Origin of the sequence: Alteromonas sp. 5E99-2 (genome assembly GCF_017368475.1) — a bacterium.
Classification (GTDB): Bacteria; Pseudomonadota; Gammaproteobacteria; order Enterobacterales; family Alteromonadaceae; genus Alteromonas_F.
Genome location: NZ_JAFNJE010000004.1, coordinates 193,707 through 208,561 on the forward strand (window position 1 = coordinate 193,707; position 14,855 = coordinate 208,561).

Here is a 14,855-nt window from a genome sequence, read left to right on the forward strand (position 1 = left end):
TTAATCTTCAAACACATAGGTAAGACGAATGTCTTCACCAATTTGTTGGTTTTCTTTGAGTTGTAATTTAGGTGTTTCAGCTAACACTTCATAATGAGGTAAGGTCACCAAAGGTGCTCCGCTGTGACCTATAACCATAGGTGCCAAATACACAACAAGCTCATCCACTAAACCTTCAGCTATAAAAGCCCCCGCAAGCGTAGCGCCCGCCTCAACTAAAACAGAATTACATTCTTGTTTAGCTAAATACGCTAACGTGCTTTTTAAACACGGATAAGCGTTATCATTTGTATCATGATGAACAGAAACACTGTCTGAAAAGCCGCGCTGTGCTTCATTGTTACAGGTTACCAATAAGGTTGCTTCACCATCATTAAACAACTGTGCCGACGGTGACAACGGCGTATTACCTTCAACCACCACCCGTAACGGCTGCCGAATAGCCTGTTCAGGGTAATCCTCAAATTGTGCTTGCTCGGGCCGAACAAGTAAACTTGGGTTGTCATCTCTTACTGTTCCACTGCCAGTAAGAATCGCGCAGCTTTTAGATCGTAAGTGTTGAACATCACGACGAGCACAGGGCCCAGTAATCCATTGGCTTTCGCCGTTTTCCAATGCCGTTTTACCGTCCAAGGATGCTGCCAGCTTTACACGAACATAAGGCATTCCTGTGGCCATGCGTTTTAAAAAACCAAGATTCAGTTGTTTAGCTTGGTCACGCAATACTCCGGTTATAACCTTTATTCCAGCCTCTTCTAGACGGCGAATGCCATTACCATTTACATTGGGATTTGGGTCGTTATTCGCAATAACTACACATGCGACGCCAGCCTTAACTAAGGCATCGGCACAAGGGGGCGTTTTTCCTGTATGGGAACAAGGCTCAAGTGTTACATAGGCTGTTGCGCCCTTGGCTTTTTTACCCGCATCTTTTAACGCGTGTACTTCAGCATGGGGATCACCCGCCTTCATATGAGCGCCTTTGCCCACACAGAGGTTGCCAGCATTAACAATGACACAACCCACATTAGGATTCGGAGAGGTGGTATATTGGCCTTTTTGCGCAAGGGCTATTGCTTGTGCCATCCAATATTCGTGATTGTTTTGATCCGCACTATTCGGGTTCATTGAGCTTCGCTATTTCTTCGCCAAACTCTTTAATATCTTGAAAAGAGCGATACACAGACGCAAAACGTACATAGGCCACTTGATCTAGGCTTTTTAATGCATCCATGATCAAGTTACCCAAGTAATTACTTTGAAGCTCCCTTTCGCCCGTAGCGCGAAGCGTCGACTTGATAGACAAAATACAGCGTTCAATATGCTCAGTGCTCACTGGGCGTTTTTCTAACGCACGTTGTAAGCCTGCTCGTAATTTATCTTCATTAAAAGGTTCTCTAGAGCCATCTCGCTTGATAACTCTAGGCATTACTAACTCTGCGCCTTCAAACGTTGTAAAACGCTCTTTGCAACTTGCGCATTCCCTACGACGTCGTACTTGCTGCCCTTCTGCAACCAAACGTGAATCAATCACTTTTGTCTCATGGGTGGAGCAGAAGGGACAAAGCATTAAGCGTAAACCGGGAACTGGTTACACAAGGCGACGACTTCACCTTTAACACGCTGCTCTACGCTTTCATCACCAAGGTTATCAAGTACATCACAAATCCAAGTGGCAACTTGTTTTGCTTGTTCTTCACCAAAACCACGACGAGTAATTGCTGGCGTACCAATACGTAAACCACTGGTTACAAACGGAGAACGGGGGTCGTTAGGTACAGAGTTTTTATTCACTGTAATATTCGCACGGCCTAAGGCAGCATCAGCGTCTTTACCCGTGATGTCTTTATCGATTAAATCTAATAAGAACAAGTGATTTTCAGTGCCGCCAGACACAATGTTGTAACCTCGGTCTTGCATTACTGAGACCATAGCTTTTGCGTTGATCACAACATTTTGCTGATACACTTTAAATTCAGGTGCTAATGCTTCTTTAAACGCAACTGCTTTTGCAGCAATAACGTGACAAAGAGGACCACCTTGATTACCTGGGAATACAGAACTATTTAGCTTTTTATAAATCGTTTCATCACCACATGCAGACAAAATTAATCCACCACGAGGGCCCGCTAAGGTTTTATGCGTAGTGGTAGTCACTACATGAGCATGAGGAAGAGGACTTGGATAAACACCTGCGGCAACAAGCCCGGCTACGTGAGCCATATCCACTAATAAATACGCGCCAACTTTATCAGCAATTTCTCTGAATTTCTGCCAATCAACTATGCCTGAGTACGCAGAGAAACCGCCAATGATCATTTTGGGTTTGTGCTCTAGTGCTAATGCTTCTACTTGCGCGTAATCAATAATGCCCGTTTCTTCGTCTAGACCATATTGAACTGCGTTATAGGTTTTACCCGAAAAACTAACATGGGCACCATGAGTTAAGTGACCACCATGAGCAAGACTCATACCCAAAACCGTATCGTTCGCTTCAAGTAACGCCATAAATACAGCTGAATTAGCTTGCGAACCAGCATGAGGTTGAACATTGGCGTAATCAGCGCCAAACAACTGCTTTGCTCGCTCAATAGCTAGGTTTTCGGCAACATCCACATGCTCACAACCGCCATAATAACGCTTGCCTGGATAACCTTCTGCATATTTGTTGGTAAGTTGAGAGCCTTGTGCTTCCAAGACTCGTTGGCTGCAATAATTTTCTGATGCGATAAGTTCAATATGCTCTTCTTGACGACGAGTTTCAGCCGAAATGGCTTCTGCTAGTTCCGGATCAAATTCAGCAATTGACATCTTACTCGTGGGCGTATTGATAGACATATGGGCAGCTCCTAACTTCTAAATTAAGGTGTTCAAATTTGCACCGCGTATTTTAGCGATTTTACGCTGGATGTATATAAAAAGCGTTCAATCAAACAGGGCAAAATGTAATTAGTTATTCTGTTTCTCTAGTTGCTTCTCTAATTGTTTTACGCGGTCGAATAAAGAAGGTAGTTGACGCCCTCTTACACTCACCTTACGCCACTCTCGATTTGTCAGAGCAGGTTGGCCAGAAGAATAAACGCCCGGCTCGGTAATATCTTGCACTACCATTGAAAAACCCGTGACTTGTACTTTGTCACAAATCGTAATGTGCCCATTTATTCCAACTCCACCAGCTATAACAACATATTTTCCAATCGTGGTACTACCCGCTATACCAACAAAACCACAAATACAACTGTGATCACCTATCTTACAGTTGTGTCCAATTTGTACTTGATTGTCGATAATGCAATTTTTACCAATAACAGTATCATCCAATGCGCCTCTATCAATACTGGAGCTTGCCCCAATAGAGGTATCGTCTCCGACGATGACAGAACCAATTTGAGGAACAGGTATCCATGTTCCTTTATCATTAGCAAAACCAAATCCGTCGGCGCCAATGACTGTTTGGCTATGTACAACAACGTTATTGCCTAACTGAACCTCTCGATATAAGGTGACGTTTGGATGAATAATACTATTACTGCCAATACTGACATTATTTTGAATTACTGTATTCGCGCCAATAGTGACGCCATCGCCAAGCACAACATTCTCGCCCAGCACTACATTGTGCCCAATGTTTACATTCTGCCCCAGTGAGACAGACTCTGGCACCACAGCACTTGCAGCAATTCCACTTGCTAGTGGAACGGGTACATAAAACAACTGAGCCACTCGAGCAAATGTCGCATGAGGGTTATCAGAGAGTAATGCAGGCCCATTGACCTGATCTTTATAATCAGGATGAACAATCACAGCCCCTGCATTAGTTGTGTTGAGCTGGCTTTTGTACTTTACATTGGTTAAAAATGAAATATATCCGCTAGTCGCATTCGCTAGGGTATCCACACCTGTATAAACCGCGTCGGTTGTATTTATCGCTTCGAGGCCAAGTTGTTCCGCGATATGTTGAAGAGAAAAGTGTTTTGCCATTTTCATACCCTTTCTTAAATCTAGTGTTACTCTATCTGTAATGTATAGACTAAATTCCCATTTACAATAACCAAGACTAGCGAGAATAGGTCTGCCTTGGTTACAATAACCTTATTAATTACCCCTAATAGTAGGAAAAGTATGGCTCAGTACGTTTACAGCATGCATCGCGTTGGGAAAATAGTCCCACCCAATCGTCATATTCTTAAAAATATTTCTCTTAGTTTTTTTCCTGGTGCCAAAATTGGCGTACTCGGTTTAAATGGTGCAGGTAAATCAACCTTACTTCGCATTATGGCTGGCGTTGATAAAGACATTGAAGGGGAAGCTCATCCTCAACCCGGCATCAATATTGGCTATTTACCGCAAGAGCCTCAGCTTGATGAGAGCAAAGATGTGCGAGGCAATATTGAAGAAGCCGTTCAAGATGTCGTACACGCATTAAAACGACTAGACGAAGTTTACGCAGAATATGCCGCTGAAGGCGCAGATTTCGACGCACTAGCAAAAGAACAAGGCGAATTAGAGTCGATTATTCAATCTAAAGACGGTCATAATTTAGAGCAATCTCTTGAACGCGCAGCTGACGCATTGCGACTGCCACCTTGGGACGCCGATGTCTCTAAGCTTTCAGGAGGAGAACGCCGACGTGTTGCTTTATGTCGTTTATTGCTAGAAAAGCCAGACATGTTGCTACTCGACGAACCTACTAACCATTTGGATGCAGAATCCGTTGCTTGGTTAGAGCGTTTCTTGCACGACTATGAAGGCACCGTTGTTGCGATTACCCATGACCGATATTTCCTCGACAATGTGGCCGGTTGGATACTTGAACTAGACCGAGGTGAAGGTATACCTTGGGAAGGAAACTATTCTTCTTGGTTAGAGCAAAAAGACAACCGTTTACAGCAAGAAGAAAAAACCGAATCTGCGCGACAAAAATCCATAAAGCAAGAATTAGAATGGGTACGCACAAACCCTAAAGGTCGTCAGGCTAAAAGCAAGGCTCGTATGGCTCGCTTCGAAGAATTGAATACGTCAGATTACCAACGCCGTAATGAAACCAGTGAACTATTTATTCCACCGGGTGAGCGTTTAGGCGATCAGGTTATTGAAATAAATAACCTCAAAAAAGCCTATGACGGCAGAGTCCTCATTGACGATATGTCTTTTACTGTTCCCAAAGGGGCTATTGTGGGTATTATTGGGCCAAATGGCGCGGGTAAATCAACCTTATTCAAAATGATTACCGGTGAAGAAGAAGCCGATGGCGGTACGGTAGTGCTGGGTGATACGGTAAATATTGCTAGCGTTAACCAATTTCGAGACCACATGAATGAAGAAAACACCGTGTGGAAAGAAATTTCAGATGAACAAGACATCATTAGAATTGGTACTTTCGAGATTAACAGTCGTGCGTATTGCAGCCGCTTTAACTTTAAAGGCACAGACCAACAAAAATTCATTAAAGACTTGTCTGGTGGTGAACGCAACCGAGTGCATTTAGCCAAGTTATTGAAAGCGGGCGGTAACACCTTGCTACTCGATGAACCAACCAACGACCTTGATGTTGAAACCTTGCGAGCATTAGAAAATGCCTTGTTGGAATTTCCGGGCTGCGCCATGGTTATTTCCCATGACCGTTGGTTCTTAGATCGTGTTGCGACTCATATTTTAGATTATCGCGACGAAGGGAAAATTAACTTCTATGAAGGTAATTACTCTGACTACGAAACTTGGTTAAAAGAAAACTTTGGTCAAGACGTGGTTGAGCCTCATCGATTAAAATACAAAAAAATCAGTAAATAAACAAAGAGCCGAAAAAAGCGCCGAAAGGCGCTTTATTTTTATTAGCACAACATTGAACTATAAATTCAATAGTATTTTGTCTATGGTTATTTGGCGGCCAGTTCATAAAAATCAAATTTTGAACTGGTCACAAATTCTTCTAACTTTTCTATTTCTTTCGTCACTTGTTCTTTATCTGAACTATTTTCGCCTCGCTCTAAACTTTTTATTTTATCTTTCGCATCAACTAGGTTTTGCTTAACATTGACTAACTCGGGGTCAATTTGTTCCCAATCAATTCCCGACAATATCGTAATAAGAGTATCTGTTCTTTCAGATAAGCGGTTTAGTTCATCTCTAGTTTGGCGAGATGCCATGAGTTCTTCTACTTTTCTGTCTTCCCACTTTTTATTCCCGCTATAGGTTTTCACCCCATGAGCCAATATACCAATTCCCCAGCCGAGAGTAGGGTAAAGAAACCACAGGTGATCAGGATCCGTTATTAAATTTGATACACACAAAAATAAACTCACTCCAAACCAACGAGAAAGATGAAGGTAAAAACCTCTTATTTCTTTGACATGGGCCCGTGCTTCTTGTTCATTCATAATGAGTTCCTTTATTGAAATTAGACACTTTAAACGTATTCATTGAGATTGTAATGGCATTAGTTAAGCAACAACCACACCAAAAAAATATCCACTTTAAATCAATAGCTTAACAAAATGAAATCATATAAATATAATAATCACACTAAGTTTTAGTCATATCAATCAATTTTTAATTAATTTACTGAGAATCGAATTAACAATTTTAAATGTGTATAGACAGGCTAATTAAAAACAGTAATAGTGAATAATTATTTCCTCATATCTAAACGAGCACTATTCGAATGATTATTACCAATACAGAAACGATTCCAAATAAAACGATATCCATATGCCACGGTGTTGTTTCTGGCAGTACGGTAAGAGCTAAACACGCAGGCAGAGATTTTATGGCCGGTCTTAAAAATTTAGTGGGTGGTGAATTGGTAGGTTATACCGAATTACTCAGTGAATCGAGAGAGCAAGCCATGGAAAGAATGAAAGCCCAAGCAGCAGAGCTTGGCGCCAACGGCATTGTTAATGTTCGCTTTTCTACATCCAGTGTGTCTGCTGGAGCCTCTGAAATATACATATATGGCACAGCCGTCACTGTGGAGTAAAAAGCATGCTGCAAATTGCTATTATTGTTTCTTTATTACTCCTTGGCTATGTTTTTGGCAGACATGCAGAGGCCAAACATTATCGCTATATAGAAGCGAAAGAAAGTGAGTTACTCGCCCTTCCTGCAACGAATTTACGTACGCCATTAAACACCTCGAAAACAATTTCTCATACTGAATTAGTCACCGGGAACGTAGTCATTTCTGTAGATTATTTTAAACGTATGTTAGCAACACTTCGCGCTTTAGTAGGAGGCGAAATTAACGCCTACGAAACTCTAGTCGACAGGGCGCGAAGAGAAGCTATTATTCGCTTAAAAACGTCTTGTTTGGGAGCAAGTGAAATCATCAACTTAAGACTAGAAACCTCTTCTATATCAAAAGGCGGTAGAAACCAAATAGGCTCAGTTGAAGTGCTAGCTTATGGCACGGCTATTTATTACCAAGGTGCGAATACTGAAGGAACAGTACTCTGAAGTACGCAACCAAGCGCTTTCAAAAAAATGTAAATGTAAGCTCAACCCACCCTTTAAAAGAGTTCTTTATTTTATTTTTGGGTGTCAGTGGCTGCTTTCTGTTGGTATTTTTTTTATTGGGTATAGCGGTTGATTCAGTTGTTGACAGACTACCAACAGATTTTGAGACAAACGCTACCTTCACTCCGTTAATTAGCGAGAATGAAATCAATCCAGAATTACAGTCCAAAGTGAACGCGCTACTAAGCTGTGCCGGTTTACAAAATGCTGTACATGTTTCCGTTGTAGATGATGCTAGTATTAACGCTATGGCCTTGCCTGGTAAACATATGATTGTAAATCAAGGCCTTCTGGATGCCGTTAAAAGCGACATCGGGTTGTCATTTGTGCTCGCTCACGAACTTGCCCATTTCCAGCATAAAGATCACCTAAGAAGCCTAGGTAGAGGCATAGTGCTCAGTGGCTTATCGGCAATGCTAACGGGAAGTAGTTCATCCCTTACCCAACTGCTCACTCCCGCTTCTCATGCAGACCAGTCACACTATTCCAAGAGTAGAGAATCACTCGCTGACTCGGCCGCATTAGAAACAGTGTTCTGTTTTTATGGTTATACCGAAGGTGCAACCGAACTATTTCATGTTATTGCTGAACGATCTGAGCAAAGTCGCTGGTCTAACTTAAACCACTACTTATCTTCTCATCCAGACACGAATGAAAGGATACATGTTATAAATGCATTAAGCAGAGAATTAAAAGACACCAATGAATAAAGTAAATCATTTCAAAGTTAATAATTACACCTCAATTAGTCATCGGTTAATCTTGTTATTTATTCTTAGTAGCTCATGGCTGGTTACAATAAATAGTGTTCACGCCAGCAACGAGGAAATAGCTGAAATTCAAGATTCAGTTATTAAAATATACACAACCCAAGCCACCCCAGATTATTTCACTCCTTGGACACTGCTAACGCCTCGTCAAAGCACAGGCACAGGGGCTGTCATTAAAAATAATTTGATAATGACAAACGCTCATGTAGTGGCAAATGCAAGTTATGTTCAAGCGCAAAAACACAATGACCCTCGCCGCTATCAAGCCCGTGTTGTATTTATATCTCATGAAGCCGATTTAGCAATGATAACCGTAGAAGAACCCGGTTTTTTTGACGAATTAGAAGCCCTTCCTATAGGTGATTTACCCGACCCTCTGCAGGAAGTCTCCGTTTATGGTTATCCGATCGGAGGAAAATCGCTTAGTATCACTAAAGGCATATTATCTCGAACTGAACACCAAAGATATGCTCATGCTGGCGCTTTTTTATTGGCAGGTCAAATAGACGCAGCGATAAACCCAGGAAACAGCGGTGGCCCCGTTATTGTTGATAAAAAAATTGTGGGTATCGTAATGCAAACCAATGGCAATGGTCGTGCGGAAAATTTAGGTTATTTCGTTCCACCTAGTGTGATTAAGCATGTGCTAACAGATGCCACAGATGGAATTAACGATGGTTTTCCCGACCTAGGTTTCCGTACTCAGAACTTAGAAAGTCCATCAGCTAAAGCCGCATTCGGTTTAAACAAAGACGAAAATGGTGTTGTCGTAATTAAAGTATTCCCAGACTCGCCGGCAGCAGGCATTCTAAAAGAAAACGATGTAATTTTGAGTATCGATGATTTTGATATCGCCGAAGATGGCAGCATTAAAATAGGTCAAAATGTATTAACCGATTTTAAATATGCTATTGATTTGCATAATGTAAATGAAAAAATCAACATTACTTATTCCAGAAACGGAAAGATCGCAAAAACCAAACTGGTTGCCGAGAAAGCCAAAGGTAATTACAACATGGTGTTGGCTGAGAACTTCGACTCGCTCCCCCAATACTACGTTTATGGCGGGGTAGTATTTGTCCCTCTCAACATGAACTTAATAAAACGTTGGGGAAGTGAATGGTATAAATCAGCTCCCATTAATTTTTTAAGTGCGCGAAATGAGTGGCGCACGCCAGATAAAGATCATTATGTTGTTGCACTTAGAGTATTACCTGCAGATGTCAATCTAGGTTACCACGATTTAAGAAACTGGATAGTCGATACCGTTAATGGCGAGCCCATTGGTAACTTTACGCAATTTGCAAACAAACTTAAAAACAATACCGACGACGATTTGGTGTTTAGAAACTCGCTTGGATATCAAATTGTGATAAACCATGAACAAGCAATAGAATCACAAGACAAGATTTTGTCTCAATATCGCATTCCAAGCCCTTACTCTAAGAACTTGTTTAACGACAATTAAATTGCCTCTAGAGCATCCAGCAAAGTAGATACACCAACAACCGCTAGCCCTGTTAGCGGTTTTTTTGGTTTGTTTGCCATAGGCACAATGGCGCGTTTAAACCCGTGTTTGGCCGCTTCTTGCAAACGCTCACTGCCGTTGGGTACAGGTCTAATTTCACCGGCTAGTCCCACTTCTCCAAACACAATCAGATCATCCGGTAATGGGTTATTTCTAAAACTCGACATCATAGCCAGTAATACGGCTAAATCTGCGCTAGTTTCCGTTACCTTTACTCCGCCCACTACATTCACAAACACATCTTGATCGCTCATCTGCAAGTTACCATGCTTATGCATCACGGCTAACAGCATGGCTAGACGATTTTGCTCTAAGCCTACTGTGACCCTTTTAGGGTTGGCAAGTTGGGAATAATCCACCAAGGCTTGTATTTCCACTAAAAGTGGCCGAGTTCCTTCCCACACCACCATGATGATACTGCCCGGAGACTGAACTTGGTTCTTACTCAAAAATATGGCTGATGGGTTACCTACTTCTTTTAGCCCTTTTTCGGTCATGCCAAACACACCCAGTTCATTCACCGCGCCAAATCTGTTTTTATGACTTCTCAAGGTACGGAACCGACCATCACTTTCGCCTTCAAGCATCATGGAACAATCAATACAATGCTCTAATACTTTGGGTCCAGCTAAACTGCCGTCTTTAGTGACATGTCCAACCACAAACATGGCGATATGATTTTGCTTAGCAAAACGGGTTAAATACGCTGCGCTTTCCCTTACTTGAGCAACACTTCCCGGTGCCGATTGAATATCACTCACATGCATCACTTGTATCGAGTCAATCACCATAATTTCAGGTTTTTGCTGAGACGCTAAATGGCAGATTGTTTCCACATTGGTCTCGGAAAGCATATTGAGCTTATCTTTTGGCAAATTTAACCGCTGCGCCCTCATTGCCACCTGTTGTAACGACTCTTCTCCAGTCACATACAGCGCTTGTTTATGTTGCGCCATGGCGCACATGACTTGTAACAACAGCGTACTTTTTCCGGCACCCGGGGAGCCACCAATCAAAATAGCTGACCCCGGCACAATCCCGCCACCAAGAACTCTATCAAGTTCTTTAAACGTGGACTCGAGCCGAGGTAAAGCTTGTGTATCTATAGTATCTAGAGTTTGAATTTGCGCTGAGGTTTGCCCTGCATATCCCGAAAAATCAGAACGCGAAGCAGGTTGTGCCGACGACAAAACCACTTCAGAAAGCGTATTCCATGCCTTGCATTCCGTACATTGACCTTGCCAACGAGGAAATTCTCCCCCACAGTCTGTGCATACATAGGCTGTTTTTCGTTTTGCCATAATCGAATAAATATCTTAAAAATATATTTTGCTATTCTACTAGCGAACGCTATTGGAAATACATAACGGCTTAAATAAAATCATAAAATAAGCTTATATTTATGTATATAATCAAAAAAATTGCCGTCATCAATTATCAGCTATTAAGCTTGGATGGTATTAGCCGATAAATGACAAAGCGTCCGAATAGGTGAAACAAGGGTTATAAATGTCGCAAGAGTTGCAACAATACACTTCAATTATTGAGCAGTTGAAGCCGATGGTAAAAGAGCCCGAGTTTAACTATGTACTCTCTCAAGTTGCAGGCCATATCCCAAAAGAAAAACGCTTTCTAATAAAAATGGAAGTAAAACGCTTAGCTAAGCCTTGTATTCGTTCTATCGATCTTCGTGGTCAACTAGACACTCAATGTAACCACTTTATTCACTCCAATATTGGGCATTATTTAGATGAAGCCGCAACTGACTTATTCGAACAGCAACTGCGCATTTTTGGTCAATACAGTTTTGGTGTGTATGAGGCTGTTGTTAATGATGCAAAAAAACGAGCTTTAGAAGACGTAGGCAAAAACAAAGGATTCCATTTAGCTGAAGATGCAAGCGACACATCAGAAAACACGTATAAAGCACCCATTGTAAATTTATTAAACTATCCACAACGCAACTATGAGCGAATGAACTTCGCTGTATCTTTGGAAGTATTTACAGAGCAAAACAAAAGTATCATGGCCACAAGCATTGATATTTCAATATCAGGCATAAAACTAAAAACCCTGTCTGATACCCCTTTCAATGCAGGTGAAAAGGTTTCTGTTTATTTTCGAGGTTTAGAGGCGGAGTTTGCAATCACTCGTCGTGATTCAATAGCTTACAAAATCATAGATACGGCTAGAGGTAATCGGGAAAAAATTATTCGGTTAGAGCGCTGCGAAGAGCATCCTAACCCATTATTCGACGAATTTTTAGAGCGTTTTATTCACGGAAATAAGCGACGCTATAAAGTGAATATGAATAATACAATTGATGCCATTATTAACAAATCCTGTGAACAATATTTTTCACCTTTATGCCCTTCTCTACCGGTTTTTATAGACAGCATTGAAAATAAACTCATTCCAAGATTTGCCATGCTCAATAGCGCAAATAAAGACATTCTCGATTATTGGACTGACGAAAGAGACAAAGTCATGCTGGCCTATTTGCTTAGCCCGGCCAGGTTAGCTAGCTTATGTAGAGGCGAATATCATGGAGAAACCACAATATATGCGTTTAACCATATTCAAGACGAGCGTATTTATTTTTATTCTGCCATGCAAGAAGAGCTTGATAGTAACATTGAATTTAAAAAACTTTTTTTAGGTTTCGGTTCAAAAAAAGTGAGTTGGCGTGTATTCAAATTAAAAGCAATTGGTATTCGCCCAGAAGATGCACACTCCCCTTTGTCTATTCCAGACTCCATTAGTAAAAAAATAAAATCTCAGAATACACCGCCGCCGCCCAGACTAATGGCAAAGTTAAAACACCTGAAGTACATTATCCATGTTACTGATATTACTAGTGAACTTGGTCAACAATGCTATGCTGCAATTAAAATAGATAGAGGAGCTATCAAGGGCTTGAAGGAATTTGCGCATGCTCGAAATCGCATCCCTGCCAATATAAAAGCATTTCGCTATAAACACGAAGAAAACAGAACAGAAAGTAGATACTTACTCCGTTCAAATGTAGAAGTAACACAAGGCAGCAATACCCTTTCTGGAGTGACAGAAGATATTTCCACAAATGGCGTACGCATTGAACTCAGCAGCCCATTTGAAGGGGCCATTGACAATAGAGTTAGCGTTAATTTTACCAAACTCCAATCAATGACGACTAAATTCAATGTTTCATCTCTTAAATATCGAGTCGTACATTTAAGTTCAGACTACACAATAATGCACTTAAGGTGCATTGCTGGTGATGAAGGTTTACCTGCTCGCACTTTCTTTGATGAATTAATCAAGCAAAACCGGTCTCGATTAAAAACCTACCCAGAGGAAGAAGAGTATCCAGGTATTGGCCACGCGCTTCGTTGTATTAACGCAAAAAGTATTACTGAATCGTCATTTATAGTACAAAAAAAACAAGGCCAACACATACCCTATGCATGCGTATGTCCTGAAACATCCACCCTTGTAACCACTATTGCTTCTTTTCTAACCAAGCCAGGTGAAGTCGACTTAGAATTTTTATTTCGTGAAGAGGAAGACAATGATTCCTTTATTGATTCTGCTTTTAAGCAAGCCAAATTGGAAAATTGTACCGTTAATGCCGAAATATTCATTAGTTTTGACTCTACACAAACAGATAAAGAGCATGCTTTAACGGTACATTGGTCCCATAAATTTGCGAGTCATAAAGTGAGAAAATCCTTTATTGACAAAGCGATGAAACGAGGTCAGTTCATCGCTTTAAAAGTAGCAATCGCTCATACTCAACGACCTGACTTAGCTATGTTACAACTAGAAATGAATTACGTCGGCATGTACGCCCTTCATCGAGTCAAACTACTGGAAGAAAATTTATGGTCCGTTGTCGGTGGCGTTCATTTATTTGACATTACCGAAGAAACAATGAGGCGCTACCACTATTCAACAACTGTAATAAAAAACAACCGTCATCAAACTTCAGTCCCAAAAGTAGAGACCGACGGGATCAAGGCGCTACTTTCCTCTTAAGGCGCAATCAGTAGCAATAGAGCATCTAACGATTGATACGATACGACGTAATCAGCTTGAGCTCTAACACTGGGTTTTGCGTGAAATGCAACGCCTAAAGATGCCCGAGCTAGCATAGGTAAATCATTTGCGCCGTCGCCAATTGCACACACTTGTTCACTGTCTATTTCCCACTCACTCTGTAAACTAGATAAGGTTTTAGCTTTTACTTGTGCATCAACAACTTGCCCTGTTGTTTTGCCTGTTAGTTTTTCATTTTCTATTTCAAGTACATTAGATATAGCAAAGTCTAACCCTAGCAGATCTTTCAAATAATCAGCAAAATAGGTGAAACCTCCAGATGCAATGGCTATCTTCCAATTACACTTTTGAAGCTCGGTGACTAAGCGCCACAGACCTGGCATCAATGGTAACTGAGCTTTTATATGTTCCAGCGCGTCAAGGTTAACTCCAGATAAACACGCCACTCGTGTTTGCAAACTTTCAGCAAAAGCCAGTTTGCCATTCATTGCTTGGGCAGTCACGTTCGCTACATCATCATAGCGGTTCGCAAGACGGGCAATTTCATCAATACATTCCATTTGGATCATAGTGCTATCCATGTCCATTAAGAGCAAACCAGGTTTGCTCAATGTTGGGCAACTGGCTTGATATACTAAATCAACTAGATAGGTATCCGACATGACTTGAAGTCGTTCTTTCAACGTGTCTTCATCATTCACAACAATGAAAATGTCTATGGCATACATACCCGTTTTGGCAGTATTGGCATTTTGCTTAACCCCAACAAGATCAACAATAGGAATTAAATCATCAAGTATCTTTTCTATCGTAAATGGCGATAAGACTTGACCAATAACAACAATTTTATTTTGTGTGTGTACGGCTTTTTCTAAAGGGGTAAACCCTGTACTTGAATCCCATGAAAGCCCTTTAGGGTAAGATGAAAATAAAGAGGTAAAAGAGGAAAACGAAGAGTTATTCACGTCGATTGTCCAAGATAGTCAAAGTGCTGAGTATCCTACGCT

The 14,855-nt window shown here is 41.2% G+C and carries 13 protein-coding genes; 6 read left to right on the forward strand and 7 right to left on the reverse strand.

Annotated features, from left to right (window positions below; genetic code table 11):
• The 4 genes from ribD to lpxD form a co-directional block, all read right to left on the reverse strand.
• Window positions 1-1,128 (reverse strand): bifunctional diaminohydroxyphosphoribosylaminopyrimidine deaminase/5-amino-6-(5-phosphoribosylamino)uracil reductase RibD, encoded by a 1,128-nt coding sequence (gene ribD / locus J3L16_RS06285; RefSeq protein WP_207612040.1) that lies wholly within the window; start codon window positions 1,126-1,128, stop codon window positions 1-3.
• Window positions 1,115-1,570, reverse strand: coding sequence for a transcriptional regulator NrdR (gene nrdR, locus J3L16_RS06290; protein WP_207612041.1), 456 nt, complete (start codon window positions 1,568-1,570; stop codon window positions 1,115-1,117). The genes ribD and nrdR overlap by 14 nt, the downstream gene beginning before the upstream one ends.
• Window positions 1,570-2,838: a serine hydroxymethyltransferase gene (glyA, locus tag J3L16_RS06295; RefSeq protein WP_278252790.1), complete on the reverse strand. Its 1,269-nt coding sequence runs from the start codon at window positions 2,836-2,838 to the stop codon at window positions 1,570-1,572. Before glyA ends, nrdR begins: the two co-directional genes overlap by 1 nt.
• Before the next feature lie 111 nt (window positions 2,839-2,949).
• Window positions 2,950-3,981: a UDP-3-O-(3-hydroxymyristoyl)glucosamine N-acyltransferase gene (gene lpxD, locus J3L16_RS06300; protein WP_207612042.1), complete on the reverse strand. Its 1,032-nt coding sequence runs from the start codon at window positions 3,979-3,981 to the stop codon at window positions 2,950-2,952.
• A gap of 141 nt (window positions 3,982-4,122) precedes the next feature.
• Here lpxD and ettA point away from each other — a divergent pair, with 141 nt between their 5' ends.
• Complete coding sequence (gene ettA / locus J3L16_RS06305; RefSeq protein WP_207612043.1) at window positions 4,123-5,790, forward strand: energy-dependent translational throttle protein EttA; 1,668 nt, start codon at window positions 4,123-4,125, stop codon at window positions 5,788-5,790.
• Between the two features lie 86 nt (window positions 5,791-5,876).
• Here ettA and J3L16_RS06310 read toward each other — a convergent pair whose 3' ends face one another.
• Window positions 5,877-6,377, reverse strand: a complete 501-nt coding sequence (locus J3L16_RS06310; RefSeq protein ID WP_207612044.1) for a 2TM domain-containing protein — start codon at window positions 6,375-6,377, stop codon at window positions 5,877-5,879.
• A gap of 284 nt (window positions 6,378-6,661) precedes the next feature.
• On the opposite strand from J3L16_RS06310, the gene J3L16_RS06315 reads away from it, so the two are divergent.
• The 4 genes from J3L16_RS06315 (at window position 6,662) to J3L16_RS06330 (ending at window position 9,750) form a co-directional block, all read left to right on the forward strand.
• The gene (locus tag J3L16_RS06315) at window positions 6,662-6,976 is read left to right on the forward strand and encodes a YbjQ family protein (protein ID WP_207612045.1); all 315 of its coding nucleotides are present in this window, start codon (window positions 6,662-6,664) and stop codon (window positions 6,974-6,976) included.
• A 5-nt stretch (window positions 6,977-6,981) separates the two neighbouring features.
• Window positions 6,982-7,452, forward strand: coding sequence for a heavy metal-binding domain-containing protein (locus J3L16_RS06320; protein ID WP_207612046.1), 471 nt, complete (start codon window positions 6,982-6,984; stop codon window positions 7,450-7,452).
• A gap of 116 nt (window positions 7,453-7,568) precedes the next feature.
• The gene (locus tag J3L16_RS06325; protein WP_207612047.1) at window positions 7,569-8,222 is read left to right on the forward strand and encodes a M48 family metallopeptidase; all 654 of its coding nucleotides are present in this window, start codon (window positions 7,569-7,571) and stop codon (window positions 8,220-8,222) included.
• Entirely contained in the window at window positions 8,215-9,750 is a 1,536-nt protein-coding gene (locus J3L16_RS06330; RefSeq protein WP_207612048.1) for a serine protease, read from the forward strand. Before J3L16_RS06325 ends, J3L16_RS06330 begins: the two co-directional genes overlap by 8 nt.
• Here the strand turns inward: J3L16_RS06330 and radA are convergent.
• The gene (radA, locus tag J3L16_RS06335) at window positions 9,747-11,111 is read right to left on the reverse strand and encodes a DNA repair protein RadA (RefSeq protein ID WP_207612049.1); all 1,365 of its coding nucleotides are present in this window, start codon (window positions 11,109-11,111) and stop codon (window positions 9,747-9,749) included. The two genes, J3L16_RS06330 and radA, sit on opposite strands and share 4 nt — an antisense overlap.
• Window positions 11,112-11,319: 208 nt before the next feature.
• On the opposite strand from radA, the gene J3L16_RS06340 reads away from it, so the two are divergent.
• Window positions 11,320-13,827, forward strand: a complete 2,508-nt coding sequence (locus J3L16_RS06340) for a PilZ domain-containing protein (protein ID WP_207612050.1) — start codon at window positions 11,320-11,322, stop codon at window positions 13,825-13,827.
• Here the strand turns inward: J3L16_RS06340 and serB are convergent.
• Entirely contained in the window at window positions 13,824-14,813 is a 990-nt protein-coding gene (gene serB, locus J3L16_RS16250; protein ID WP_207612051.1) for a phosphoserine phosphatase SerB, read from the reverse strand. The two genes, J3L16_RS06340 and serB, sit on opposite strands and share 4 nt — an antisense overlap.
• Window positions 14,814-14,855: the final 42 nt, after the last annotated feature.